Below are 25,752 nucleotides of genomic sequence, written 5' to 3'. Positions count from 1 at the left end.
GGCGCGGGCTGCGGACTATTTGCCGCGTTTGTCGAAGAAGTCGCGTGCCTCATCCTCGTTTGCCGTGCGGCCTGCGGGTGCCGCCGTGCCCGGGGGTGCCGCCGCGGCCTCGGATTCCGCCAGCAGGGTCCCGCCCGTGTCCTCATCCACCCCGTCAGAAGCCTCCGGCACCGGAACCGCGGCGGGCGTCGACAGCGCGAAGCCGCGGAACACCAGTCCCGCGAGGGCCGCGCCCGCCAGCGGGGCAACCCAGAAGAGCCACAGCTGCCCGAGCGTGTCGGGGCTGCTGAAAAGCGCCGATGCGGTGGCGCGCGCCGGGTTGAAGGGTGTGTTGCCGGGCGCCTGGCCGAGTTGCAGGAGCACCGCCATGGTCAGGCCGACGGCGAAGGGGGCCGCGAGCCGTGACGGGTTCCGGGCCGAGGTGGCGCCCAGGAAGACGGCCACCAGCAGTGCTGCGCCGAGCACCTCAATGAGCAGTACCCCGGCCAGCGGGACCTGGATGATGGAGTTCTCGCCGAAACCGGCAGCCACCGTGTCAAAGGCGGTCCTGGTGTCGGCGATGTTGGGGACGGTGCGCAGGACAGCAAAGAGCGTCACTCCGCCAAGCAGGGCGCCCACCAGCTGCGCGCCCACGTAGGCCGCGGCGTGAGCGAGCCGGAGACGGCCCGCAACGGCGTGTCCCGCCGTGACCGCGGGGTTGAAGTGTCCGCCGGAGACGTATCCGAACGCCAGCATCGCCGCGGCGACCGCCAGCCCCGCGGCCAGCGAGGCGGAGAGCGGGTTCGACTGCGGAATCGTGAACAGCGGCACGCCCAGGCCGGCGACCACCACGAAGAAGGTCCCGAGCGCCTCGGCGGACACCCGGCCCAGCAGACCGGGACGCACCGGTTCGGAGGTGGCGGCCGGCCGGTCGGGTGACGCGGGCGCTGGCGCGGGCGTGATCATGTGCAGGTGTTCCTTTGCTTGGGGTCAGCGAGCAGTCTGACAGCGGAGTCTGGACGTTGGCTGGAACCGCGCTCAGCGTACAGGCCGGCACCCCCGGTGGTCAGGCCGCGACGGCAACGGGCCAGGGGTAAAATTCTTAGTCATGAGCACCGAGCCCGTCACTTCCCCCGTACCATTCCCGACCCCCTCGCACGAGTCCCGGATCCACGGGTGTCTGCTGGGCGGCGCGCTGGGTGATTCGCTCGGGTACGCCGTCGAATTCGACGACATCTCCACCATCCGCGGGAAGTTCGGACCGGCCGGGCTCCAGGACTTTTCCGCGCTCGAGCGCGGCAGCCACTTTTCGGACGACACGCAACTCACGCTGTACACCGTGGACGGGCTGCTGGAGGCGCTGGAGTGGGCCAACTCGGGCGTTGCCGCGGACACCAACGCGTGCCTGTGGCTCGCGTACCTGCGCTGGCTCGCCACCCAGGACGTGCCGGTTCCGGAGGCGGCGCCGTTCCAGCCGCCCCGCTGGATCGATTCCCACGGCGTCCTCAAGCACCGCCGTGCTCCGGGCGACGCCTGCCTGACCGGGCTGGCCACCGGTGAGATGGGAACGTTCTTCCGCCCGGTCAACCCGGACTCCAAGGGTTGCGGCACGGTGATGCGCTCCGCCCCGTTCGGACTGGTCCCGTACATCGCCGCCGACGCCATCTACAAGCTCAGCGCCGACGCGGCCTCACTGACCCACGGGCACCCCGCGGCCCGGCAGAGCGCCGGGATCTTCAGCCTCGTCATCCATGCCCTGACCGCCGGGCACGGCCTGCGCGAAGCAGCGGTCTACGCCCTCGGACAGCTGGACGCCGGCCACCTGCGCAAAGGTGAGGAACCTGACCCGGATGTCGTCGCCCGGCTGGAGGCCGCCCTCCGGCTGGGCACCGCCGGGGTGGTGCTGGAGCCCGAGGACCTGGTCCGGGAACTCGGCGAAGGATGGGTGGCGGAGGAGGCACTCGCCGTCGCGCTGTACGCGGTCCTGGCCACGGAACCGGATCCGACGTCGGCTGCCGGGCACCCGGAGGCCCACTTCCGCGCGGCCATCGCCCTCGCGGTGAACCACAGCGGCGACAGTGATTCCACCGCGTCGATTGCGGGCAACATCCTGGGCACCTTCTACGGGGAGAACTGCCTGCCGGCGCAGTGGCTCGAAGCGCTGGAAGCCCCGGAGGTTATCCGGGGCATGGCGTCGCAGCTGGCAGCAGTCACCGGCGCCTGAGCTGCGCCGGCCGGTGCACGGGCCGGAGCCGGCTGGTGCAAGGGCCGGAGCCGGCTGGTGTAGGGGCCGGAGGCCCCGGCGCTCAGGCGCGGCGGAGCGAAATGTTGTTGCAGGCCTCGCACACGTCCTCGGGGATCAGGCCGCGGCGCTGCAGGAAGCCGAAGATGGCGCAGCCCAGGCAGAAGCCCGCGAACGCTTCCAGCGACGCGGCGACAATCAGGACCGCGAGCAGAATCCAGGCCGCCGGCGCCAGTCCCACGGCCAGCAGGAGGGCGGCGGCGGTGGACACGGCGGCGCCGATGCCCTGGGCGAAGCGCTTCGGCGGGCCCGGGACCAGCCGGGTCTTCCCCAGCAGCGGAGTGAGGACCTTGACAGAGAGCCGGGCGAGCGGCGAGATCCGCGGGCCGAAGAGGACTCGCAGCCAGAACCCCGCGGCGATGACGGCCAGGCCCCAGCCGATGCCGGTCAGCAGCGTCGCCACGGACAGCAGCACCACCAGGGCGGCCGTGATCCGGGCCGCGTACTCATTGACCGGGTTCGGAAACGCGAAGACCGTCCGCCAGCTGATTCCGCCCCTGCGTGCAGGCGAAAATGCAGTCGCGGATGCCGGCGGCGCGGGAGGTGCCGTGGTCGGTTTGCTCATCGTTCAAGGCTAGGAGCAGGACTGCCCCGGGCGGAATGTTTGTTGCGCAGTATGACCCCGGACGCCTCGACCGGCGGGGTCAGGCAATCGCGGCGGAGGCGACGTGGCCGCCCACCATCTGCAGGAATTCTCCCTCCGAGAGAACCTCGATCCGCTGGCCCCGCTCGTGCAGCTCCAGCACGCGGCGCGCCTTGCCGGTCAGGCGGCCGGAGCGCAGGTCGGCGGCCACGAACCCGTCGCCCACCACCAGGACGGTGGTGCGGGCAGTGACCCGGCTCTCCGGCCGGGCGCCGAGCTCGGCGGAACGGGTCTTCGCCTCGGGACGGGGAATGGCGAGCTCGCCGGTGAACACGACGGTCTGGCCGAACAAGGGGTGGCCGGGCTCGGCGAAGGCGTTGGGCAGCGGATTGGCGCCCTCTTCCGGCCAGCCGGGCTGGTATGCCCGGACCGGAGACGCGGCGGCCGGTCCCCCAGCCAGGGCGTCCAGGGCGGACTGGCTGGCCTTGGAGAGCGGATCGCGCAGCGGGTTGAACGCCGGTTGGCGGGACACTGTCAGTCCCAGGGACAGGTAGAGCTCCGCGATGCTGCCGGCGCCGTTGCGCGCGGCAATGTCGATCAGGATCCCGGCGCAGGCGCGCGCGTCCTCGGCGGCGTCGTGGTGGTTGACCAGCGGAACGCCGGCTTCCTCGGCCGCGTACGGCAGGGAATTCGACACCAGGGAGTAGCAGCGGCGGGCGAGCATCACCGTGCAGACGTAGTCATAGGCCGGGCCCGGAAGTCCGGAGACCTCGAGGCCGGAGCGGATCACGCCGAGGTCGAAGGCGGCATTGTGGGCGGCGAGCACGTCACCGCCGATGAAGGCGCCGATCTCCGGAAAGAGTTCACCGAAACGCGGCAGCCCGGCGACCTGCTCAGGCCGGATGCCGTGGATCCGGACGTTGTGGTGGTCAAAGCGGTCGTGGTTTTCCGGCGGCCGCATCAGCCACGAGGCCTCCTCGACCACAACGCCGCCGCGCACCTTGCTCAGGCCAACAGCGCACGGTGAACCGCGGAAGCCGTTCGCGGTCTCAAAGTCGATCGCCGTAAAGTCCAAACCCACGCTCCAACATTACCGCCGGAATCCGGCCCGCCCGGCACGGCCGCGCCCGTGCCGGGCACATGAAACAGTCTGCGCCGTGCCGTTCCCGTTGCCTGCGCCCGCCCGCCGGGAGCGCCCGACGGCGGCCGTCAAGTACCCTTGACAGGTGAACCTTTTAGCTTTGAGCGACTTTGCCGTGTCCACGATCGGCGGCGCAGGCCCGGTACAGCCGCAGCTGGCCTCCTTCCTGCCCGACTGGCTGAACCCCCAGGTCTTCCTGGCCGATCCCGCCCTCGCGCCCTGGGTGGTGCTGCTGGTCTGCGGCATCATCTTCGCTGAGACCGGACTCCTGATCGGCTTCTTCCTGCCGGGCGACTCGATGCTGTTCACGGCCGGACTCCTCGTGGCCACCGGGACCATCAAGGTCAACATCTGGGCCTTCGTCGGGCTGATCATCGTCGCGGCCATCGTCGGGAACCAGGTCGGCTACCTGATCGGGTCCAAGGCCGGTCCGGCAATCTTCAACAAACCGAATTCCAGGCTTTTCAAGCGTGAAAACGTGGAAAGCGCCCACGCCTTCTTCGAGAAGCATGGCGGCAAGGCCCTGATCCTGGCCCGTTTCGTGCCGATCATCCGGACCTTTGTCCCGGTGATCGTGGGCGTCGCGCAGATGGACAAGCGCAAGTTCTTCCTGTTCAACGTCATCGGCGCGCTGCTGTGGGGCGGCGGCGTCACTCTGCTGGGCTATCTGCTGGGCGACACCTTCCCGTGGGTCCGCGAAAACCTGGACATCATCTTCATCGTGATCGTCCTGGTCTCCGTGATCCCGATCGGCATTGAGGTCGCCCGCGGCTTCATCGCCAAGCGCCAGTCCGAAAAGTACGGCACGGACCTTGTCGAGGAGTTCATCGAGGAGCACGAGCCCGAAGAGGAACGCAAGACCCCTTAACCCCTAGTCCGGACAAGCGGTTCCGGACAAGCGGTCCGGACAAGCGGTCCGGCCACAACAGCTCAAGCGGAAGGCGCCCCACACTGTGGGGCGCCTTCCGCTATTAACGCACCTGCTGCCGCGGGCCGGCTACCTGCCGGACAGCGCCTCCACGATCGCCGGGAGCAGCGCCCGGAACGCGTGCCCGCGGTGGCTGATGGCGTTCTTTTCCGCCGGGCTCAACTCGGCGCAGCTGCGGTCCAGCCCGCTGGGCTGCAGTACCGGGTCGTAGCCGAAGCCACCGGCCCCGCGCGGTTCGCGCAGCAGCGTCCCCTCGAGCTGCCCGTATTCCACGACCTCGCGGCCCTCGTCCGGGACGGATCCCGGGACCGCCAGCGCCGCGGCGCAGACAAACGCGGCGCCGCGGTACTCGTCGGGAACGTCGGCCAGCTGGTCCAGCAGCAGTCTCAAATTGGCGGCGTCGTCCCCGTGGCGGCCGGCCCAGCGGGCCGAGAAGATGCCGGGCGCCCCGCCGAGCACGTCGACGGCGAGGCCGGAGTCGTCGGCAATCGCCACGAGCCCGGTCGCCTGCGCCACCGCGCGCGCCTTAAGCAGCGAATTCTCGGCGAAGGTCACACCGGTCTCGGCGACGTCGGGGGCGCCGACCGCGCCCGCGTCCACCACCTGGGTGTCGACGTCGAGGCCGGGCACCTGCCCGCGCAGCAGTTCCCGCAGTTCCCGCAGCTTGCCCTGGTTGTGTGTGGCGAGGACCAGCACCGGGGTGGCGGCAGCGCCCGCTGTCACGGGGCTTCCGCCAGGGTTTCGCGCTGGATGGCGGCGAGCTGCTCGGTGCCCATCAGTGCGAGGTCGAGGAGTTTATTGAGCTCGTCGCGGTCGAAGGGGGCTCCTTCGGCAGTGCCCTGGACTTCGACGAACTTGCCGGATCCGGTGACGACGACGTTCATGTCGGTCTCGGCCCGGACGTCCTCCACGTAGGGCAGGTCCAGCATCGGGACACCGTCGATGATGCCGACGGAGACGGCGGCGATCGTGTCGACCAGGGGCTGGGCGTTGCGGGGGATCATTTTGTTCTCGCGGGCGAAGCGGATGGCCTCGGCCAGCGCCACATAGGCGCCCGTGATGGCGGCGGTGCGGGTTCCGCCGTCGGCCTGCAGGACATCGCAGTCCAGCACGATGGTGATTTCGCCGAGGGCCTTGGTGTCGATGATGGAACGCAGCGAGCGGCCGATCAGCCGGGAAATCTCATGGGTGCGGCCGCCGATTTTGCCTTTGACGGACTCGCGGTCGGAGCGGGTGTTGGTGGCGCGCGGCAGCATGGCGTATTCGGCCGTGACCCAGCCGCGGCCCTCACCCTTGAGCCAGCGCGGGACGCCTTCGGTGAGGGAGGCCGTGCACAGCACCCGGGTGTTGCCGAACTCGATCAGGGCCGATCCCTCGGCCTGCTTGGACCAGCCGCGGGTGATGCTGATCGGACGGAGCTGATCGGGGGTCCGGCCATCGGCGCGGATGATGGGGGCAGTCAGGGCTTCGGAAGTCATGCCAATAGCTTATCGACCCTCACCGGACCGCGAGAGCACGCCCGGCCCGTCCGGGCCGGACGTGTTCCGCTTAGATCGTGTAGTGCACGCCTGCCACGGCCACGGCCACGTGCTGGCCGAAGACGCCCTTGGCTTCCGCCATGACGGTTGTCGGGGACGTCCAGACCGGGATGTGGGTCAGCAGCAGCCGCCGGGCGCCGGCAGCGACGGCGGCCTCCCCGGCCCGCTTGCCGGTCAGGTGCACGTCCTTGATGCCGTCGTCGCGGCCCTCCTCGAAGGCTGCCTCGCACAGGAACAGGTCGGCGTCGCGGGCCGCGTCCTCCAGCCCGCCGCAGGAGTCGGTGTCGCCGGAGTAACTCAGCACCCGGGTGACGGGGTTGCCGTCCTTGTCCGGTTCCGTGACCTCCACGCGGAGCGCGTAGGCCTCCTCCACCGGGTGGTTGACGGCGTACGGAGTAACCGTGAACGGGCCCACGGTCACCGGCTTGCGCTCGGACCAGTTGCTGAAGTCGAATTCCTCATGCATGCCGGGGTCCAGTTCCAGGCCGTAGGCGGTGGCCATCCGGTCCGCGGTCGCGGCGGGTCCCCAGACCGGGATCCTGCCCCGCCCCCAGCCGCCCGGCTTCCAGCGCACCGCGACGTGGAGCCCGCACAGGTCCATGCAGTGGTCCGGATGCAGGTGGGTAAGGAAGATCGCGTCAATATCCTCAAGGTCCGTGTACCGCTGGATGGCACCAAGCGCGCCGCTGCCGAGGTCCAGGACGATTTTCCAGTTCCGCTCGCCGTCGCTGGCGGTCAGCAGATAGCACGACGCCGGCGAGCCGGGCCCCGGGAAAGACCCGGTACAGCCCACGATGGTCAGCTTCACAGCAGTGTTCTCCCGCCCGCGGATCCGCCCACGAAGTTGGAGATCCGGGGGCGGTTCGTGCCGGCCTGCGCGGCGGCGATCATTTCCGGCGTGATCCGGGCCAGGCTGCCTGTCGGGTACTGGGCCGCGACGTGGTCCACGTGGCGGACACTGAGCACCTCAGGTCCAAGGAAGCGCCGGGCAAGGTGCTCGAACTGTTCGGCGTCCCCCGTGGCGATGAAGTTGTGGGACGGGGCCGGGGCGTCGGTCCGTTCCAGCCCGCGGGAGGCCAGGGCCCGGTAGACGTCCTTGGCTGTCTCCTCGGCGCTGGAGACGAGTGTGACGTCCTCCCCCATGACATAGGAGATGACGCCGGTGAGCAGCGGATAGTGCGTGCAGCCCAGCACCACGGTGTCCACCCCGGCGGCCCTGAGCGGCTCCAGGTATTCGCGGGCAACGGCGAGCAGCTCCGGCCCGGTGGTGATTCCGGCCTCGACGTAGGAGACGAAGGCAGGGCAGGCCGCGGAGGTGATGTGCAGGTCCGGGGCGGCGGCGAACGTGTCCTCGTAGGCGCGGGAGCCGACGGTGGCCGAGGTGCCGATCACGCCGACGCGGCCGCTGCGGGTGGCCGCGACTGCGCGGCGCACGGCGGGCTGGATCACTTCGATGACCGGGATCCCGTAGCGCGCGGTGTAGCGTTCCCGGGCGTCGCGCAGCACGGCGGCGGACGCCGAGTTGCACGCGATGGTCAGCAGCTTCACGCCGGAATCCACCAGTTCATCCATCACGCCCAGGGCATTGGCCCGGACCTCGGCGATGGGGAGCGGGCCGTAGGGGCCGTTGGCCGTGTCGCCGACGTAGAGGATGGATTCGTTGGGCAGCTGGTCGATGATGGACCGGGCCACGGTGAGTCCGCCGACGCCGGAATCAAACACACCGATGGGACGCGATCCCATCTGGCTGGCGGACTGGCTGCTGGCGCTGTTGCTCGCTGGGGAGTCCGCAACAGCTCCCGCTGCCGGATCCATGCTCGATGCTGAAGTCATGATTATTCGAGGATAGGGCTTAGCTGGGGGTGCGGCCATCTCATTGTGTCGTCCGACTCATGTCAAATGTGTCACACGCGCCCGGCACCTCCGCTGCCCGCCGGCGCCCGGCGCTGCCGCTCAGCCGCACTTCAGCCGCACTTCAGCCGCGCGTCTCCAGCGACTGCAGCATCGCCTGCACCAGCGATTCCTGCAGCCAGGTGGTGAAGTTGTAGACCAGGGCCAGGTAGCTTTCGACGTCCTCGGCCTGGGACCAGTCCTGCATCAGGTGCACGTGCCCGGCGTCCTCGTCGTCCCGGATGTCCAGGCGTTCGGCCAGCACCAGCCGGACATCGTTGAGCGCCATGGACCAGTGCCGCGCGTCGGCGGGGGCCAGGACCAGCTCGTCCTTGTCCAGCCCGAGGGACGCGGCTTTCAAGGCGCCGATCTTGCTTTCGCGCAGCGACCGCTCGGTGTACCGGCGGAATTCCAGCGAGGCGGCGTCGTCGGTCTTCGAGACGTTCGGGAGCAGCCGGCGCAGGGCACGGTCCGAGGGTTCGCGGGCATCGGCGTCGAGTCCGACGAGCGCGGCCAGCGGGTCCTGGTTGGCGCGTTCCTCCGGCTCCAGCATGGACACAACGTCGTCGAAGAGGCTGCGCAGCAGTTCCCGTTCGGCCGGTTCCAGGTAGCCGGTGATGCCCTTGACGCCGTATTTGAATGCCTTAGCCACGTTTTCCTTTGCCCTTGCCTGATCCTGAGCCCGAGCCGCCGCCGGTGGCCTTTTCCACCGTGGCCCAGAGGCCGTAGCCGTGCATCGCGACCGCGTGCTGCTCCACCTGCTCCTTGCTGCCGTGCGCCACGATGGAGCGACCCTTCTTGTGCACTTCGAGCATGAGCTTGTTCGCTTTGGCCTCGGAATAGCCGAAGTAGCTGCGGAACACGAAGCTCACATAGCTCATCAGGTTCACCGGATCGTTCCAGATCACGAGGTTCCAAGGGATGTCCGGGGCGGACAGGACATCGGTCGACGTCACTGTTCCGGTCTGGGTGCTCTCCTGGATGTCAGGGCCGAGCGCAACGCTGAGGGTCATCTGTCCATTCTATGGGGAGGCTGGGCCCACGCCGGCGAGGGCCCCGCGGCGAAGCGAAGCGAGACGAGGGAGCCGGTGGGGACTAGAGTGAATTTGTGAGTTCATCAGCTGGCTGGGACCGTCCCCGCACGTCCCTGTACACCGACCATTACGAGCTGACCATGCTGCAGGCTGCGCTGCATTCCGGCGCCGCCCACCGCAAGTCAGTCTTCGAGGCCTTCGCCCGGCGCCTGCCGGACGGGCGCCGCTACGGCATTGTGGGCGGCACGGGCCGGCTGCTGGAGGGCATCGCGGACTTCCGCTTCGGCGATACCGAAATCGATTTCCTACGCCGCACCAGGGTGGTCAACGAGGAAACCCTGGACTATCTGGCCGGATTCTCCTTCTCGGGCGACATCTGGGGTTACGCGGAGGGCGAAGCGTACTTCCCGAACTCCCCCATCCTCATCGTCGAATCCACCTTCGCCGAGGCCTGCATCCTCGAGACCTACATCCTCTCGATCCTCAACCACGACAGCGCCATCGCCTCGGCGGCCTCGCGCATGATCACCGCGGCCGGCAGCCGCCCCTGCGTGGAGATGGGCTCGCGCCGCACCCAGGAGGAGTCCGCCGTGTCCGCTGCCCGCGCCGCCATCATCGCCGGCTTCGACAGCACCTCGAACCTGGAGGCCGGCCTGCGATACGGGCTCAAGACCGTGGGCACGGCCGCGCATTCCTTCACCCTCCTGCACGACACCGAGCACGAGGCCTTCGAGGCGCAGATCGCCTCGATGGGCGCCGGCACCGCGCTGCTCGTGGACACCTACGACGTCGAGGCAGCGGTGCGCACCGCCGTCGAACTGGCCGGCGACAAGCTCGGTGCGGTGCGCCTGGACTCCGGCGACCTCGTGGCCCAGGCGCAGTGGGTGCGCCAGCTCCTGGACGACCTCGGCAATGAGCGGACCCGCATCATCGTCACCTCCGACCTCGACGAGTTCGCCATCGCCGCCCTGCAGTCCGCGCCGGTGGACTCCTACGGTGTCGGCACCTCCCTCGTCACCGGTTCCGGCGCCCCGACGGCCAGTATGGTCTACAAGCTGGTCAGCCGCACCGACGACGACGGCGACTTCGTTCCCGTCGCCAAGGCGGCCAAGAACAAGACCAGCAAGGGAGGGCGCAAGTACGCGCTGCGCAAACTCAACGAGCGCGGCACGGCCACGCAGGAGATCATCGGAGTCGGACACCGCCCGGACGACGACGGCAATGACCGGCCCCTGCTGCAGCAGTTCGTCAAGAACGGCGAACTCCTGCCCGGCTGGACCGGTCCGGAGGGTGTGCTCCGCGCCCGCCAGCGCCACGCGGACACCATGAAGGAGCTTCCCGCTGTCGTCAACCGCCTGCAGCGCGGCGAAGCAGCCATCCCCACCATCTACGAGGAGAATTGATGTCCCGCGCCCTGATCATCGTCGACGTCCAGAATGATTTCTGTGAGGGCGGCTCCCTGGCCGTCGAGGGCGGGGCGGAGCTCGCCGGTGCCATCAGCGAGTACGTGGACGCCCACCACGGCCAGTTCGACCACGTCGTGGCAACCCAGGACTGGCACATCGATCCGGGCGCGCACTTCTCGGACAGCCCGGACTTCGTCGACAGCTGGCCGAAGCACTGCGTGGCCGGAACCCGGGGGGCCGAGCTCCACCCGGACCTCGACACCGAATACATTCAGGCGTACTTCCGCAAGGGCCAGTTCACCGCGGCCTACTCGGGCTTTGAAGGTCTGCTCGCGCCCGACGACGCCGTTCCCACCGGTGACCGGAAGCCCGGCGCCATGCCGGTCGCCGGAGGTTCTTCCGGCAGCGCAGCCGGGGCCGACGACGGCGAGGCCGCCAGCAGTGACTTCGCCGCCAGTGACCTCGCCGGCGAGGATGCGATCGGACTCGACGACTGGCTGCAGAGCCACGACGTCGAGGACGTCGTAGTCGTCGGGATCGCCACGGACCACTGCGTCAAAGCGACCGCACTGGACGGGGTGCAGGCCGGCTACTCCGTGACCGTGCTGCGGGATCTGACCGTGGGGATTGCCGAGGATCTGGACGACGCCATCGCGGAGATGGAACTCGGCGGGGTCGACATCGCCTGACGCGCTGGCGTCTCCCTGGCCGGACCGCTGACGGGAAAACAGTGCCCTCGCAGTAGACTCGGAATCCTTGCCAATATCGTCTGACCCGTAAAACCCCGGAGTACACCATGAAGAAGACCCTGACCGTCCTGATCGCTGCCGGGGCCCTGCTCGGCGCTGCCGGCTGCTCGGCCACCCCTCAAGACACCACCGAGGAAACCTGCGCCCGGGTCCAGACCGTCGGCGCGGGTCCGACCTCCAACGAGGACAAGGCAGGGATGATCCGCCTGGGCAACCGGCTCCGGCCCATCGAAGCCACCGCGTCCGAGGAACTCCAGGCGCCGCTGCACTCCATCATCGAATTCCTGGACGAGTCAGCGAAGGAAAATCCGGACTCCGCCAAGCTGCAGGAGATGCAGGCCAGCTACACCGCCGCCGGCCAGAGCCTCAGCGAACTCTGCGGCGCGGGCGGCCAGTAACGCTCCGCCCTCATCGGCGGGAAGTCGCGACAAGCCGCAAAAATTCGCGGCAAAAAGGGACCGCGGCCCGGACTGAACAGTCCGGGCCGCGGTCCCTTTTGTATGCCGGCGGCTACTTCCGGCCGATGAACCAGTCCTGAAGTTTCCGCAACCGGGTCTGCAGCTGCTCCTCGTTGGCCTGGGCCACCGCCGGGCCGCCACAGACCGTCCTGAGCTTGGTGTGGATGACGCCGTGCGGCGTGCCCGTGCGCGCTGACCAGGCCGCGACGTTCTTCGCCAGTTCGGTGCGCAGGTCCATCAGCATCCGGTGGTCCGGCACGGCCGGTACCGCAGCGGAGACCGCACCCTGGGGGGCGCGCGCGTTCTTGCGGCTAAGCTGCTCGTGCTGGCGCTGGCGGAGCAGCGTGCCGACCTGTTCGGCGTCGAGCAGGCCGGGAATCCCGAGGAAGTCGAGCTCGTCCTCCGAGCCCACCTCGCCGCCGGTGCCGAACTCGCCGCCGTCGAACAGCACGCGGTCAAAGGACGCCTGCGAATCCAGGGCCTCGAACTTGCCCTTCGTCAGCGAATCGGAGGCTTTCTCCTCGCGGTTCGCCTCATCCATGAGCGAGTCTTCCGGGTTGAAGAGGCCGTCGCCGTCCTCCTTCTCCGGGCGGTCCAGGGCGTGGTCGCGCTCGGCCTCCATGGAGTTGGCCAGCGCCATCAGCTGCGGCACGGAGGGCAGGAAGACCGACGCCGTCTCGCCGCGTTTCCGGGCGCGCACGAAGCGCCCCACGGCCTGGGCGAAGAACAGTGGCGTGGCGGTGGACGTCGCGTACACGCCCACGGAGAGCCGCGGCACGTCCACGCCTTCGGAAACCATGCGCACGGCCACCATCCAGCGTTTCTCGCTGGCGGTGAACTCCTCGATCTTGCTGGAGGCCTTCGCGTCGTCGGAGAGGATCACCGTGGGTGACTCGCCCGTGATCCTTTTCAGCTGGCCGGCGTAGGCGCGCGCGTCCTCGTGGTCGGTCGCGATGACCAGCCCGCCGGCGTCGGGAACGGTACGGCGCACCTCGCTGAGGCGCTTGTCCGCCCCGGCGAGCACCGCCGGGATCCATTCACCCGCGGGATTCAGTGCGGTCCGCCAGGCCTGGGACGTGACGTCCTTGGTGACCGCCGACTCGCCGAGCGAGGCGGCCATCTCCTCGCCGCCGCTGGTGCGCCAGCGCATCTGCCCGGAGTAGGCCATGAACATGACGGGACGGACCACGTGGTCCCGGAGCGCCTTGCCATAACCGTAGGTGTAGTCCGCTTTGGACCGCCGGATCCCGTCCCGGTCTTCGGCGTATTCCACGAACGGGATCGGCGAGGTGTCGGAACGGAATGGCGTGCCCGTCAGCGAGAGCCGGCGTGCCGCGGGCTCGAAGGCTTCGCGGAGCCCGTCGCCCCACGACAGCGCCTCGCCGCCGTGGTGGATTTCGTCGAGGATGACCAGCGTGCGGGCGGCCTCGGTCTTGGCCCGGTGCAGCATCGGTTTGCTCGCCACCTGCGCGTAGGTGACCGCGACGCCGATGAAGCCGCGGCCGTGCTGGCCGTCGGCGTTCTTGAAGTTCGGATCGATGGCGATGCCCACTTTGGCGGCGGCGTCGGCCCACTGCCGCTTCAGGTGGTCCGTGGGCGCCACGATGGTGACGCGGTTGACGACGTTGGCCTCGATCAGCATGGAGGCCACCCGCAGCGCAAAGGTTGTTTTACCGGCGCCGGGCGTGGCAACCGCCAGGAAGTCCCTCGGATGGGTGGTGAAGTAGCTGTCCAGGGCCTCCTGCTGCCAGGCACGGAGCTTCGGGGCGGTGCCCCAGGCTGCCCGCTCGGGATACGCGGGAGGCAGCACGGGGCCGCCAAAGAGCGTCTCTGTCACTTAGGTCCCCTCCATTCCGCGCACTGCTGCCGCTGCCGGAGAAACCCAAATAAGCACAAAAACACCAATCTTTTCGGATGAACCGTAAGCAATCACCGGCCAGCATGGGCCGGGCATCATTCACCGGGAGAACAGGGGTCCCCGGCGCACCGCGGCGCGCCTGAGAGACTGGGCGCGGGAGCGCGCAAGACTCTGGCGTCGCCGCTTCGTGTGGCCGCGCTACTTGTCGCCGGAACCCTTGCCGCCGTCTTTGCCCGGGCGGAGGCCGTCGTAGACCTCTTTGCATTCGGGGCAGACGGGGAATTTCTTCGGATCGCGGCCGGGCGTCCAGACCTTGCCGCACAGGGCGATGACAGGCTCGCCGGACAGTGCGGATTCCATGATCTTTTCCTTGCGCACATAGTGCGAGAAGCGTTCCCGGTCACCGGGTTCCACTTCCTGGCGCAGTTCCTCGCGCTCGATCGTGGCCGTCGACGTCCCGGCTCCGGAGAGCTCGCGCATCGGGTCGTTTTCGAGAGGATCAGTCATGCTGTTCATGAGACCCATCTTAGCCGCTGGCTCGGCCGGCGGTGCGACGGACGGTCGGCGGCATGGCGGCTTCATCGCGAAAAGGGTGCCCTACAGACCCTGCCACGACGGCTTGTTCTCATAGCTGTGGCGGTAGTAGTCGGCGAGCCGCAGCGAGGATGCCGCCGCCTCGTCGAGCAGGACCGTGGCGTGCGGGTGCAGCTGCAGGACGGACGCCGGACAGATGGCGGCGACCGGTCCTTCCACGAGGTCGCGGACCGCCTGGGCCTTCTGCGCGCCGGTGGCGATGAGGATCACATGCCGGGCCTCCAGGATAGTCCCCAGTCCCTGCGTGAGGACGTGGTGCGGAACCTTGGACAGGCTGCCGAAGAACCGTGCATTGTCCCGGCGTGTCTGCTCGATCAGGGTCTTGATCCGGGTCCGCGAGGCAAGGGACGAACCGGGCTCGTTGAACCCGATGTGGCCGTCAGTGCCCACGCCCAGCAGTTGCAGGTCCACTCCCCCGGCCCGGCGCAGGGCGTCCTCGAAGGACCGGCAGGCGGCCGGGACGTCCGCGGCCGAGCCGTCCGGCCCCAGGACATTCGCGGGGTCGATGTTCACGCGCTCGGTGAATTCACGCCTGACCACCTCCCGGTAGGACTCCGGGTGGCCGGACGGCAGCCCCACATACTCGTCGAGGGCGAAGCCGCGCACCTGGCCGAAGTCCAGGCCGTCCCGCTCGTGCCGCAGTGCCAGTTCGTTGTACACCGGCAGCGGGGACGAACCGGTTGCCAGGCCCAGGACAGCGTCGGGCTTGCGCTGGAGCAGCGCCCCGATCGCATCCGCCGCGAGGGCGGCAATCGGCTTGCTGCCGGAGAGAATGACGACTTCCATGGCCCCGCCTTTGCCTGTGCCTCTGCCGGGCCCGCGGCCTGTGCCGTGCCCGTTGCCGGATGTGCCTTAGGGGCAGGGTATCCCAGTCCCGGCCACCGCGCTCGCGTCAGCGGTTGACGGCCAGCTGGGCCAGCAGTTCCGGCCCCCGGGCGTCGAGCCATGTCCCGCCCAACCGGACCCCGGCGGCGAACACCGCGAGCCCCAGGACGGGGCCGAGGACCAGGTTGATCCAGCCGGGGACCACGCTGCCGGTGACGAACTGTGCCACCAGCAGCGCCATCTCGGGGGCCACGAGCAGGAGCAGTACGCCCATGCCGCCGAACTGCACCGCCATGGTCTGTGCCACATTACCCGGCGGCTTTTTGAAGGGACTGTCCCCGGGCAGCGGCACGGCCACGGTGTAGCGGGCCGAGACCACCGAGGACAGTCCCATCCCGCTGAACAGCACACCGAGGGACAATCCGAGCACACCCGGCAGGAGCTGCCAGTCCGCGCCGATCAGGAACGGCAGGATGCTGAGCGCCAGCACCGCCGGCAGGGCAAAGACCAGGCACGCCACGGCGCGGCCCAGCCGGTCGTGGACCCCCCTCACTCCCGTGGAGAGGTGCAGCGCGAAGGCGGTGTTGTCGTAGGAGACATCCGTTGAGATGGACCAGGCCAGCAGGAACGCGGTCAGCGGGCCGATGAAGAGGAGCATTGCGTAGGATCCGGTCTGGGCGGCCTGGAACAGGAGCAGCACCGGTAGCAGCGGCACCACGACGAGGGCGCCCGCGTAGCGCGGGTCCCGGAGCCAGTAGCTCAACGAACGCGCCGCCACCGCGCCCGTCGGCGTCGCCGGAAACAGCCCGAAGAAGCCCAGCCCGCCGGCTTTTTTCCTGGACGCGCCGGCGTAGGGCGGCGTCACGAGCGCCCGCTGAAGCAGGAGCTTCCAGCAGAGAGCGAGCCCGGCCAGCGTGGCCAGCGCGATCAGTAACTTGAGCGCCGCGGCGCCGTAGTTCCCCGCGGCCAGTTCGCCGCCGAGGGACCATGCGGCCCCGGCCGGGGTCCAGGACAGCGTCCGGGCAAGCCCGGTCAGGAAGTCCCCGGAGCTCCTGATCCCCTCGGCGACACCCGCCACGATCGGCCCCATCAGGACCAGCGGAATCAGGAAAATCACGGCGCTGGCGTCCTTGAACCGGCGGGAACTCGCCAACCCTGCAGTGGCGGTGGTGACCACTTTGGACAGCACAATGCAGCTCAGCACACCGAGGACCGCCCCGGTCAGGGCGCCGGCCGCACCGGGCAGGTTCCGGGACCACGTCCCGACGGTCCCCAGCGCCACCAGCGTGGTGGCCGTGCCCGGGATTCCGATCAGCCCGCCGAGGGCCAGACCGGTCAGCAGCTGCGGCATCGGCACGGCGAAGGTGGTGAACCTTGCCGGGTCCAGGGTCAGGTCCGCGGCGGAGGCAGCGACCGGGACAACGGCCCAGCCCAGCAGCGCCGCGGCGCCGCCCAGCACAACGACCGTCTGCGCCACGCCGGCATCCGCCCCGCGGAGGAACAGCAGCCCCGTGATGCCGAGCGCCACAAGCCCCAGCGCATACAGCGTGCCGATGCCAAGGCCCACCAGCTGCCACGGGCTGCGCCGGACGCTGTTGCGCAGCAGGGTCAGTTTGAGCCTTAGAAGGTGCGCAACCATTCCAGCCCCTCCGTGTGGTTGCGGCCGCCCACCAGCTGGACGAAGCGGTCTTCGAGGGACTCCCCCGCGCGGACGGCGTCCACCGTCCCGGCGGCGAGGACACGCCCGGCAGCGACGACGGCGACGTGGTCGCACATCCGCTGGACCAGGTCCATCACGTGGCTGGAGACGATGACGGTGCCGCCGGACGCCACATAACGGTCCAGGATGTCGCGGATGTTGGCGGCCGACACGGGATCCACGGATTCGAACGGCTCGTCCAGGACCAGGAGCCGGGGCGCGTGGATCAGCGCCGAGGCGAGGGCGATCTTCTTGGTCATGCCGGCGGAGTAGTCCACCACCAGCGTGCCCGCATCCGGACCCAGGTCCAGGGCGGCGAGCAGTTCCTTGACGCGCGTGGCCACAACGTCCTTGTCCATGCCGCGCAACAGGCCGGCGTAGCTCACCAGTTGCTCGCCGGTCAGCCGGTCGAAGAGCCGGACGCCGTCCGGGAGGATGCCCATCAGCTTCTTGGCCTCCAGCGGCCGCTGCCAGACATCCACGCCGTGCACGAGCGCTGTGCCGAACTCGGGCCGCAGCAGTCCGGTCGCCATCGACAGTGTCGTGGTCTTGCCGGCGCCGTTCGGGCCGACGATCCCGTAGAAGGAACCCGCCGGAACGTCCAGGCTGATACCGTCGACGGCGATTTTGTCACCAAAGCGCTTGGCGAGCCCGCGCAGTGACAGTGCGGGAACGCCCTGGCCCGCCCGGTTTTCGGAGGCAGGCGGATACGGTTGCTGGGAAGTCATGTCGTTAGACTAACCGCCCGGGTGCGCGGAAGGGATCGTCCGCAGGGCGTACCCCTGCCGGCGGAGCTCTCTCTCAGCCAGAAGGCCTGTTAGAAGGAGTGGCGGGGAATGGCCCGTTCGTACTGTGGCGGCCACGCCAGCTCATGGCCCAGTTCGAAGGCAGCCCGCAGCCACCAGTGTGGATCCCGGAGGGCTGCACGGGCGATGAAGACACCATCAGCCTGGCCGGTCGCGACGGCATGCTCGGCCTGGCCGGCCGAGGTCAGCAGCCCCACGGTGCCGGTCTTGACGCCGGTTTCCCGCCGGATCCGGGCGGCAAACCCGGTCTGGTAGCCGGGTCCCACCGGGATCTGCTGGTAGGCAACAGCCCCGCCGCTGGAGACGTCCACGAGGTCCACTCCGTGATCCGAGGCCGCCCTGGCCATCCGTACCGAGGCCTCGGCGTCGATGCCGCCCTCGGCCCAGTCGGAGGCCGAGATCCGAAGCAGCAGCGGCATGGAGTCGGGAATGACATTGCGCACGGCATCGACCACGGCGAGGGTGAGCCGGTTCCGGCCGGTCTCGTCACCGCCCCAGCGGTCGGTGCGGTCGTTAACGAGCGGACTCTGGAACTGGTGCAGGAGGTAACCGTGGGCGCCGTGGATTTCAATCGTGTCGAACCCGGCTGCGACGGCCCGGACCGCAGCGGCAGCGAAATCCTCGATGACGCCGTTGATCTCCCCTTCCGTCATCGCCGAAGGGGCCTCGTAGCCGTCAAAGGCTCCGGTGCCGGGGCCAACGGTGGGCCAGCCGCCGTCGTCGCCAGGCACGGTGCCCTGGTTTCCGGAGAAGGGCCAGTAGGAGGAGGCCTTCCGGCCGGCATGCGCCAGCTGGGTGCCGATCCTGGTGTTCGCGGTGCCGTGACGGTGCACAAAGGATGTGATCCGTTCCCAGGCTGCCGCCTGGTCGTCGTTGTAGAGCCCGGCGTCACGGGGGCTGATCCGCCCGGCGGAGTTCACGGCGGCGGCCTCGGTGAGGATCAGTGCTGCCCCGCCGGTGGCAAAGGAACCCAGATGCATCAGGTGCCAGTCGTTGGGCACGCCTTCCCCGGTTTCCGGCCCGCAGCTGTACTGGCACATGGGAGACACCCAGCCGCGGTGCTGCAGGTGCAGGGACCGCAGTTCCAGCGGTGTGAAGAGGGCGGAGCCCATTAGAACAGCACCCGCGCCAGGTTCTGGCGCGCCTTCGCCACCCGGTCATCGCCGGTGCCGACGACGTCGAACAGTTCCAGCAGCCGGACCCGTGCCGTTTCCCGCTCCGGGCCGAAGTTCCTGCCGATGAACGCGACGATCCGGCCGAGGCCGTCCTCCACGTGTCCGCCGGCGACGTCCAGGTCCGCCACGCTGAGCTGGGCCGCCAGGTTGTCCGGTTCGGTGGCGGCTTGCTGGCGCAGCGCCTCGGTGTCCGCGGCGGAGAGCGGCTGGAGCCGGCCCATCAGCTCCACCTGCGCGAGCCCGGCCTTGGCCTCGGCATCGGCGGGCATTTCGAGAAGGGCCTGGCGGTAGGCGTCCGCGGCGGCGGCGTAGTCCCCGGTTTCGATGGCGTCGAACGCCTTCTGGTGCAGGGGCGGCAGCGGCGGAGCCTCCGGTTCGGCGGCGCCGGGTCCGCCCGCGCCGATTTGTCCGGTCACGCCGTTGGCGGCGGCGACCTTGAGCAGTTCGTCCAGGAGGCTGCGGACCTGCGGTTCCTCGGCACCGCCCTGGAAAAGGGGTATCGGCTGGCCCTTGACGAGGGCCACGGCGGTGGGAACGGCCTGCACCTGGAACGCCTGGGCAAGCTGCGGGAACACTTCGACGTCCGCGGCGCCGAGGACCAGCCGGCCCGCATAGCTGTCCACGATCCGTTCGAGGACGTCCACCACGTCGGCGGAGCCGGGCGAGTAGGCCGCCCAAAGCGCGACGACGACCGGGACCTGGGCAGACAGTTCGACGAGTTCCTGGAAGTTTGCCTCGGTGATATCAACCCGGAGCGCACGGGCGGGGTGTTCGGCGCCGCCGTTGCCCGCGGCAGGGGCCCCGGGGACCGCTGGCGAGCCGGCGGCGCCGGGCGCGGATGGTGCCGCGGGACGCTGTTTCAGGGAGGACAGGTCGACCGCACCCCGCAGGTTGAGCGGGTTGGCGGCAGCTGGCGGGACCGGACGGGAAGCTGGCGAAGTCATGGTTCCACTCTAGCCATATCGGCCCGGGCCGGTGCCACTCGGAGGCGCCCGGGCAACAGAAAAGACCCGGCCTTGTGGCCAGGTCTTTTCTGTTGCCGCCCGGACTGCCAGCGCCGCTGGTGCCTGAGCTGCGGGTGTCGGCGCTGTTTGTGGCCGGGCCTACTTGAAGCTGGCTCCCACGAGGCCACGGGTGGCGGCCACGAGTTTCATCGGGTCCTGGGAACCGGCCGGCGGGATATAGACGGCCACGGACTCGGCGAAGTTCAGCACCATGCCGGTGCTGGTCTCCTTGCCGCCGGCCAGGGCCGCTGCGTCGTCACCGATCGTCAGCTTGTCGCCGGCGGCCTTGGGGGTGCCGTCGAAGGCGAAGTCCAGCCGGCCCAGGGCCAGCGCCCCGCCGTCGGCAGTCCGGAACACCACAACGCTCTCCGGGACCATCTTGTGGGTGAAGGAGAAGACGCCGTTGACGCCCGAGTTGACCACATCCGCCTGGTAGGCCAGCGTGTCCGCGATATACGGGGAGGACTCGCCCTCGGCCACCTTGTCCTTGAACGCGGATTCGGCAGAGTTCAGCCGGTCGCCCAGAGCGCCCAGCGCTTCCTCACCGCTGTAGAGCAGACCCGATTTGTCCGCGGGAGCGAGGGTCTCGGTACCGCCGCGGGCGATCCCCGGGAAGGTCGTTCCCGGCTGCAGCGGCGTGGTGAGGACCAGCTTGTAGTTATCCCGCGGCGAGGCCTGGGTCAGGGTGAGCAGCTGCGGGACGACGTTGCCCTCGCCCTGGGTAACCGCCATGACCGTGCGCGGCCAGCTGCGCTGCTCGGTGACCACGGTGGTGAGGAGCTTGGTGGCACGCACCGGCATCCGGGGCTCGTACGAGCCGACCTGGGAGCGGATCTTATAGTTCTGCGTGCGGACCTCGAGTTCGGGTCCGGCCACGCGCGGCTCCAGCTTGCTGGTGTCCTTGGCGGCATCTCCGGCGTCGACCGCGCTGGCAACCTGTTCCAGGATGCGGCGGAACTGGGCATCAACCACGACCGGCGAAGCCGGAGCCTGCTCCGCCGCGGCAGAAGAAGTGCCCGGTGACGGGGCAGGCGCCTGGGTGGCCTGGGCCGCCACGCCGCTGCCGGCGACGGCAGTGGCTGTCAGCACTGCCACGACCGCTCCGGAGCGCCGCAGGCGCTGCGCCGCGGTGGCCGGTGCGGCGACGGACTGCTCTGAGGCGTTCTTCGGGGCGGTGCCGGCTTCGGCGCCCCGGGGGGCAGTGCCCTTGGCATCAGCGGCCGGTGCGCCGGTCGCGGAGCTGCCGGAACTGCCGCTGCCGGAGCTGCCGCTGCCGGAACCGACACCGCCTGTCCCGGGGCGGGTGCCGGACTTGGGCTTGAGCACCAGCAGCACGGCGCCGGCCAGGATCAGCAGGCCGCCGATGACCATCAGGGGAATGGCCCACGGAGTGGAGGTATCGTTCGGGAAGGTCATGGTGATGGAGCTCGGGGCCGGCTTGGTGCCGTCCGTGGCGAGCAGCAGCGCCCAGTCGCCGTCGGCCGGCGGGGTCCAGTTGTACTTCAGCTCGCCGCTGGCGTTCTCGGTGCTGACCCACAGGTCCGAGCCGGCCGGCGAGGGTGCGGTGGCTTCCCCGTCAGCATGGGTCAACTGCAGTGCTTTGCCGTCCTCGGTGACGCCGGAGACGGTGTTGTGGGCGGTGGCGCCGACCCAGGCGTCGACGTCGTCAGGGCGGCCGGCGGCCAGCATGAAGCTGCCCTCGCCCTTGACGTTGATCGTCACGGTACCGTCGTGCAGGGTGCGGAGCTTCTCGTCAAAAACGGTCAGCGGAGCGGCGGTGGCACCTGAGGGGGCGGTGGCGGTCACGGTCTCCGGCGGAGCCCAGAATGTCTTCTGGCCAATACCGGCCAGCAGTGTCAGGAGGCCCAGCAGCACTAGTGCAACTGCAGTCTTGAAACGCAAAATTATACCTATCATCAGCGGACACTTAGCTTCAATAGTAACCGTTTTGTTACCACAGAGTCAGATCGGGCTGGTTGTCAACCCCACCCGGGGTCTCCGCAGCAGCCATAAAAGGGCGCCATAACAAGCCGGCTGATAGTGTGTGCGGTGATCATCACACTGGGGCCGACGCAGCGTCTCCGCCGGGGATATACAGAGAATAAAGGGCTTTCAACGCAGTGACAGGACACACGGACTCGTCCCCCACAGGACCGGAAGAAAACCAGGAATCCGGCAGCACGGTGGGCAGTCCGCAGGAGCAGGTTCCCCCCCGCCGCGCGGCCCTGGCCGGGATGCTGAACTCGATGGCCCACCGCCTGCGCCAGCCCCTCCCGGGGGCCCAGCCGCGGCTCCGCTTCGAGATGCCCCCGGAGCAGGAGGACGACGAGACGACGCCCGAGACCGAGAAGGGGACCCGCTTTGGCAATCCCGGCCCGCGGATGTCCTCCCAGCACCCCCTCTACGTCGGGTTTATGGGGACGGTCGGCGTCGGCGTGGCCCTGCTGGTCTACTGGATCGGTTCCAACACCACCCAGCTGATCCTCTGGATCGTGGCGGCGCTCTTCATCGCCCTGGGCCTTGACCCGGTGGTGCGCTGGCTCGAGGGAAAGAAGTTCCCGCGCGCCGCGGGCATTGTGGTCGCGGTTTCCACCCTGGCCCTGGGCGTCGCAGCCTTCTTCGCCACGCTGATCCCCACGATCGTCCAGCAGGTCACCCAGATCGTCGAGGAGGCGCCGCGCTGGATCACGGACTTCATTAACTCCGACTTCTTCCGCAGTATCGACAACCAGTACGGGGTGCGTGAACGCATCACCCAGGAACTGGAGAAGTTCGTCAACGACCCGGCGGCGATGGGCGGCATCTTCGGCGGTGTCGTCGGCTTCGGCTCCACCCTTGCGAACGGCCTGTTCGGCGCCCTGATCGTGCTGGTGCTGAGCCTGTACTTCCTTGCCGCCCTGCCGGCCATGAAGAAGTGGGGATACCGCCTGGCCCCGCGGTCCCGCCGGGCCAGGGTCGAGGCCCTGTCCGAGGAAATCACCGGATCGGTGGGCAACTACGTGATCGGCCAGGCCGTCGTCGCCCTCGTGAACGCAACGTTCGCGTTCATCGTGATGACGATCGTCGGCGTCCCGTTCGCCGTGCTGCTGGCCTTCGTGGTGGCCCTGCTGGCCTTCATTCCGCTGGTTGGCGGGCTGATTGCCGGTGTCATCGTCACGCTGATCGCCCTCACGGCGGGCTGGCAGACCGCCGTCGTCTATGCCATCTGCTACTTCGCCTACCTGCAGTTCGAGGCCTACTTCATCTCCCCGCGCATCATGCAGAAGGCCGTCGCGGTGCCCGGCGCCGTCGCCGTCATCTCGGTGATCGCCGGCGGCAGCCTGCTCGGTGTCCTGGGCGCGCTGATCGCCATCCCCACCGCGGCCGCCATCATGCTCCTGATCAAGGAAATCTTCATCGTCCGCCAGGACAAGCACTGACAAGCACTGACAAGCACTGACAAGCTCGGACAAGTTCCGCAGGGCCCTCAGGCGTGCGCCGTGGCCACCGGACCGTCCCATTCCTGCGGCAGCTCAGTCGCGGCGCCGCCGGAGGCCGCGAGCACTTCATCGACAATCTCGTTGAGCACCCGGCCGGCGTACTTCTCCCCCACCCACAGGTGCTTGGCTCCGTCCACGCCCACGACGCGGGCCTGGGGCACCACTACGAAGCGCTCCGCGGCCCCGGCCGGCTGGAGGTAGTCGTCAAGCTCGGGAACCAGAACCTTGAGCGGCTTGCCGGAGGCTGCCCACTCCTTGAGGTGCACCTCCGTGGCCCGGTGCAGCGGGGGTGAGAGCAGGATGGCACCTTCCACCTCGGAGGCCACCGGTTCCGACGCCCCGTACATCAGTGCGAGCTCGGTACCGAAGGACCAGCCCACAAGCCAGCGGTTCGGCAGGCCGCGGTCGACGGCGAACTGCACGGCCGCCTCGACGTCGAGGCGTTCGCCGATGCCCTCCTCGAAGGCTCCCTCGCTGGTCCCCCGCGGTGATCCGGTGCCGCGCGTGTTGAACCGGAGCACCGCGATTCCGGCCAGGGCGGGCAGCCGGTAGGAGGCTTTCCGGTAGACGTGCGAGTCCATGAAGCCGCCGTGGGTGGGCAGCGGATGCAGCGTGATCAGGGTGGCCGTCACCTCGCCGGACTCCGGGAGCGCCAACTCCCCCACGAGCCTGTGTCCGTCACTGGTGCGGAGCTCCACGTTCTCCCGGCGGGCCGGTAGAACGGTGGAGGCGCGGATCGCGGTCGGTGCGGAAGGCTGGCTGAAGACGTACGACGCCGGGTCAAAACTCATGCGTCCAGCTTAGCGAAGCCTGCCGGGTGCAGCTGCTGGCGCAGCGGTCAGCGGTACCGGTAGCTGCGTGAGGTCCAGCAGTTGGTGTGCCAGTGCCGCCGCTCCGCGAGACCCGCGGCTGCCCCGAAAAGATGGTCCTCGGACCAGACGACGAGGTGCGCCACGCCGGGCAGTACCGCCGTCGAGCAGCCCGGACAGATATAGGTCTTCTCCGCACGGCTTGCGGTCACGGGCCGGACCGACCACTCGCCGTCGGGCGCACTCTCCCGCCGTGCGAAGCCCGAGCGTGCGCGCTCCAGGTCCAGCTCCGGCACCGGCCCGCCCTTGACTCCGGGCTTGGCGGCTTTGCCTGAGCCGGCTCGTCCTGACACGGCTCGGCGGGGACGGTTGGAACGGGGCATGGTTCCATTCTGCCCCAGTCCGGGTGCCCGCTGCCCCCGCAGACGGTAGTGTTGACCGGGTGCGTTTAGTCATAGCCCGTTGCTCCGTTGATTATGTCGGCCGGCTCAAAGCCCATCTCCCGCTCGCCACCCGGCTCCTGCTGGTCAAAGCCGACGGTTCCGTTTTGGTCCACTCGGACGGCGGATCCTACAAGCCGCTGAACTGGATGAGCCCCCCGGCGTCCCTGCGGGTCTCCACCCCGGACGAGGTCGACGTCGAAACCGGTGTGGTCGAACAGTGGACCGTCCAGTCGGCCAAAACCGACGACCGGCTGATCATCAACATCCATGAGCAGTTGCATGACACCTCCCATGAGCTGGGCCAGGACCCCGGGCTGATCAAGGACGGCGTGGAGGCGGACCTGCAGCGGCTGCTGGCGGACCAGATCGAACTCCTCGGCGCCGGGTTCTCGCTCATCCGCCGCGAGTACTTCACCGCCATCGGCCCGGTGGACATTCTTGCCCGGGACGCCAGGGGCGCCACCGTGGCCATCGAGCTCAAGCGCCGCGGTGACATCGACGGCGTCGAACAGCTCACCCGCTACCTTGAACTGCTCAACCGCGACCCCCGCCTGGCTCCGGTCCGCGGGATCTTCGCCGCCCAGCAGATCAAACCCCAGGCCAAGGTCCTGGCCAACGACCGCGGAATTGACTGCGTCACCCTCGACTACGACGCCATGCGCGGCGTCGACGACGTCGAGTCCCGGCTCTTCTAGATAGCGTTAAAGGCCCGTGCACCGGGCCAACCGTTCCCGCAGTCCGGCACGGTCAACGCGCTCCGAGGTGTCCACCCGGAGTGTACGGCCGACCGACAGGGGCGACGGTAATCCGCGGTGAAATCGTTCATCGATACTTTGTACAAATTTTATGCCAATTGTGCGCCGGGCCCGTTGACCTGGCGCAACTGACATGAAATTCTTAGACCAGTCTTTGTGTAGGTGTTTTTTCATGCTCGCAAGACATGTTGCGAGCGTGAAGCTCCTGCCGCCGAAGTCCGGTTAATCCGGTCCACGGCCAAGGTTCTTCTCGCGGAGTGACCAGGACCGGCACGAAGTGTGCCGATCTTCATCAAG

26 protein-coding genes are annotated in these 25,752 nt (G+C 68.9%); 7 read left to right on the top strand and 19 right to left on the bottom strand.

Annotated elements, in window-relative coordinates; translation table 11 throughout:
- Positions 1 to 15: 15 nt before the first annotated feature.
- Positions 16 to 945, bottom strand: coding sequence for an MIP/aquaporin family protein (locus tag ABIB29_RS03250; protein WP_354169973.1), 930 nt, complete (start codon positions 943 to 945; stop codon positions 16 to 18).
- A gap of 142 nt (positions 946 to 1,087) precedes the next feature.
- Here ABIB29_RS03250 and ABIB29_RS03245 point away from each other — a divergent pair, with 142 nt between their 5' ends.
- Positions 1,088 to 2,203, top strand: a complete 1,116-nt coding sequence (locus ABIB29_RS03245; RefSeq protein WP_354169971.1) for an ADP-ribosylglycohydrolase family protein — start codon at positions 1,088 to 1,090, stop codon at positions 2,201 to 2,203.
- Positions 2,204 to 2,285: 82 nt separating this feature from the next.
- On the opposite strand, the gene ABIB29_RS03240 is transcribed toward ABIB29_RS03245, so the two are convergent.
- Together ABIB29_RS03240 and ABIB29_RS03235 are read right to left on the bottom strand one after the other, a co-directional pair.
- Positions 2,286 to 2,846, bottom strand: coding sequence for a DUF4395 domain-containing protein (locus ABIB29_RS03240; protein ID WP_354169969.1), 561 nt, complete (start codon positions 2,844 to 2,846; stop codon positions 2,286 to 2,288).
- A 79-nt stretch (positions 2,847 to 2,925) separates the two neighbouring features.
- The gene (locus ABIB29_RS03235; protein ID WP_354169967.1) at positions 2,926 to 3,945 is read right to left on the bottom strand and encodes a 3'-5' exonuclease; all 1,020 of its coding nucleotides are present in this window, start codon (positions 3,943 to 3,945) and stop codon (positions 2,926 to 2,928) included.
- Positions 3,946 to 4,105: 160 nt separating this feature from the next.
- Between ABIB29_RS03235 and ABIB29_RS03230 the strand changes: the two genes are divergently transcribed.
- Positions 4,106 to 4,873 carry a VTT domain-containing protein gene (locus ABIB29_RS03230; protein WP_354170299.1) on the top strand — a complete coding sequence of 256 codons (768 nt, stop codon included), beginning with the start codon at positions 4,106 to 4,108 and terminating at the stop codon, positions 4,871 to 4,873.
- Positions 4,874 to 5,002: 129 nt separating this feature from the next.
- Here the strand turns inward: ABIB29_RS03230 and rdgB are convergent, their stop codons facing one another.
- From rdgB to clpS, 6 genes are all read right to left on the bottom strand, one after another.
- Positions 5,003 to 5,656, bottom strand: coding sequence for an RdgB/HAM1 family non-canonical purine NTP pyrophosphatase (gene rdgB / locus ABIB29_RS03225; protein ID WP_354169966.1), 654 nt, complete (start codon positions 5,654 to 5,656; stop codon positions 5,003 to 5,005).
- The gene (rph, locus tag ABIB29_RS03220; protein WP_354169964.1) at positions 5,653 to 6,411 is read right to left on the bottom strand and encodes a ribonuclease PH; all 759 of its coding nucleotides are present in this window, start codon (positions 6,409 to 6,411) and stop codon (positions 5,653 to 5,655) included. The genes rdgB and rph overlap by 4 nt, the downstream gene beginning before the upstream one ends.
- Before the next feature lie 70 nt (positions 6,412 to 6,481).
- Positions 6,482 to 7,279, bottom strand: a complete 798-nt coding sequence (locus ABIB29_RS03215; protein WP_354169962.1) for an MBL fold metallo-hydrolase — start codon at positions 7,277 to 7,279, stop codon at positions 6,482 to 6,484.
- A complete protein-coding gene (murI, locus tag ABIB29_RS03210) occupies positions 7,276 to 8,304 on the bottom strand; it encodes a glutamate racemase (RefSeq protein WP_502915537.1) in 1,029 nt (342 codons plus the stop codon). The genes ABIB29_RS03215 and murI overlap by 4 nt, the downstream gene beginning before the upstream one ends.
- A 142-nt stretch (positions 8,305 to 8,446) precedes the next feature.
- Positions 8,447 to 9,013 carry a DUF2017 domain-containing protein gene (locus ABIB29_RS03205; RefSeq protein ID WP_354169959.1) on the bottom strand — a complete coding sequence of 189 codons (567 nt, stop codon included), beginning with the start codon at positions 9,011 to 9,013 and terminating at the stop codon, positions 8,447 to 8,449.
- Positions 9,006 to 9,374, bottom strand: coding sequence for an ATP-dependent Clp protease adapter ClpS (clpS, locus tag ABIB29_RS03200; protein WP_354169957.1), 369 nt, complete (start codon positions 9,372 to 9,374; stop codon positions 9,006 to 9,008). The genes ABIB29_RS03205 and clpS overlap by 8 nt, the downstream gene beginning before the upstream one ends.
- A gap of 95 nt (positions 9,375 to 9,469) precedes the next feature.
- Between clpS and ABIB29_RS03195 the strand changes: the two genes are divergently transcribed.
- From ABIB29_RS03195 to ABIB29_RS03185, 3 genes are all read left to right on the top strand, one after another.
- Positions 9,470 to 10,798 carry a nicotinate phosphoribosyltransferase gene (locus ABIB29_RS03195; protein ID WP_354169955.1) on the top strand — a complete coding sequence of 443 codons (1,329 nt, stop codon included), beginning with the start codon at positions 9,470 to 9,472 and terminating at the stop codon, positions 10,796 to 10,798.
- Positions 10,798 to 11,490, top strand: a complete 693-nt coding sequence (locus ABIB29_RS03190) for an isochorismatase family protein (protein WP_354169953.1) — start codon at positions 10,798 to 10,800, stop codon at positions 11,488 to 11,490. Before ABIB29_RS03195 ends, ABIB29_RS03190 begins: the two co-directional genes overlap by 1 nt.
- Positions 11,491 to 11,597: 107 nt before the next feature.
- Entirely contained in the window at positions 11,598 to 11,948 is a 351-nt protein-coding gene (locus ABIB29_RS03185; RefSeq protein ID WP_354169951.1) for a hypothetical protein, read from the top strand.
- A 112-nt stretch (positions 11,949 to 12,060) separates the two neighbouring features.
- On the opposite strand, the gene ABIB29_RS03180 is transcribed toward ABIB29_RS03185, so the two are convergent.
- The 8 genes from ABIB29_RS03180 to ABIB29_RS03145 all read right to left on the bottom strand — a co-directional run bounded on the left by ABIB29_RS03180 (position 12,061) and on the right by ABIB29_RS03145 (position 21,886).
- Positions 12,061 to 13,845: a DEAD/DEAH box helicase gene (locus tag ABIB29_RS03180; protein ID WP_354169950.1), complete on the bottom strand. Its 1,785-nt coding sequence runs from the start codon at positions 13,843 to 13,845 to the stop codon at positions 12,061 to 12,063.
- 219 nt (positions 13,846 to 14,064) lie between these two features.
- Complete coding sequence (locus ABIB29_RS03175; protein ID WP_494952760.1) at positions 14,065 to 14,373, bottom strand: DUF3039 domain-containing protein; 309 nt, start codon at positions 14,371 to 14,373, stop codon at positions 14,065 to 14,067.
- A 90-nt stretch (positions 14,374 to 14,463) separates the two neighbouring features.
- A complete protein-coding gene (gene nagB / locus ABIB29_RS03170; protein ID WP_354169946.1) occupies positions 14,464 to 15,246 on the bottom strand; it encodes a glucosamine-6-phosphate deaminase in 783 nt (260 codons plus the stop codon).
- 106 nt (positions 15,247 to 15,352) lie between these two features.
- A complete protein-coding gene (locus tag ABIB29_RS03165) occupies positions 15,353 to 16,924 on the bottom strand; it encodes a transporter (RefSeq protein WP_354169944.1) in 1,572 nt (523 codons plus the stop codon).
- Positions 16,906 to 17,712, bottom strand: a complete 807-nt coding sequence (locus ABIB29_RS03160) for an ABC transporter ATP-binding protein (protein ID WP_354169942.1) — start codon at positions 17,710 to 17,712, stop codon at positions 16,906 to 16,908. The genes ABIB29_RS03165 and ABIB29_RS03160 overlap by 19 nt, the downstream gene beginning before the upstream one ends.
- An 89-nt stretch (positions 17,713 to 17,801) precedes the next feature.
- Complete coding sequence (locus ABIB29_RS03155) at positions 17,802 to 18,902, bottom strand: NADH:flavin oxidoreductase/NADH oxidase (protein ID WP_354169940.1); 1,101 nt, start codon at positions 18,900 to 18,902, stop codon at positions 17,802 to 17,804.
- Positions 18,902 to 19,909 carry a tetratricopeptide repeat protein gene (locus ABIB29_RS03150; protein WP_354169938.1) on the bottom strand — a complete coding sequence of 336 codons (1,008 nt, stop codon included), beginning with the start codon at positions 19,907 to 19,909 and terminating at the stop codon, positions 18,902 to 18,904. The genes ABIB29_RS03155 and ABIB29_RS03150 overlap by 1 nt, the downstream gene beginning before the upstream one ends.
- A gap of 159 nt (positions 19,910 to 20,068) precedes the next feature.
- A complete protein-coding gene (locus tag ABIB29_RS03145) occupies positions 20,069 to 21,886 on the bottom strand; it encodes a hypothetical protein (protein WP_354169936.1) in 1,818 nt (605 codons plus the stop codon).
- Between the two features lie 317 nt (positions 21,887 to 22,203).
- On the opposite strand from ABIB29_RS03145, the gene ABIB29_RS03140 reads away from it, so the two are divergent.
- On the top strand, positions 22,204 to 23,388 hold the full coding sequence (locus ABIB29_RS03140; protein ID WP_354170297.1) for an AI-2E family transporter: 1,185 nt from the start codon (positions 22,204 to 22,206) through the stop codon (positions 23,386 to 23,388).
- Positions 23,389 to 23,435: 47 nt separating this feature from the next.
- Here the strand turns inward: ABIB29_RS03140 and ABIB29_RS03135 are convergent, their stop codons facing one another.
- Both ABIB29_RS03135 and ABIB29_RS03130 read right to left on the bottom strand, forming a co-directional pair.
- Complete coding sequence (locus tag ABIB29_RS03135; RefSeq protein ID WP_354169934.1) at positions 23,436 to 24,239, bottom strand: alpha/beta hydrolase; 804 nt, start codon at positions 24,237 to 24,239, stop codon at positions 23,436 to 23,438.
- Between the two features lie 47 nt (positions 24,240 to 24,286).
- Complete coding sequence (locus ABIB29_RS03130) at positions 24,287 to 24,640, bottom strand: Rv1322 family protein (RefSeq protein WP_354169932.1); 354 nt, start codon at positions 24,638 to 24,640, stop codon at positions 24,287 to 24,289.
- A 59-nt stretch (positions 24,641 to 24,699) separates the two neighbouring features.
- On the opposite strand from ABIB29_RS03130, the gene nucS reads away from it, so the two are divergent.
- On the top strand, positions 24,700 to 25,395 hold the full coding sequence (gene nucS, locus ABIB29_RS03125; protein ID WP_354169930.1) for an endonuclease NucS: 696 nt from the start codon (positions 24,700 to 24,702) through the stop codon (positions 25,393 to 25,395).
- Positions 25,396 to 25,752: the final 357 nt, after the last annotated feature.

This window comes from Arthrobacter sp. UYEF36 (genome assembly GCF_040547025.1).
Taxonomy (GTDB): Bacteria; Actinomycetota; Actinomycetes; order Actinomycetales; family Micrococcaceae; genus Arthrobacter.
The sequence above is the reverse complement of the archived record's forward strand: the minus strand, read 5'-3'. Positions and strand labels throughout refer to the sequence as shown.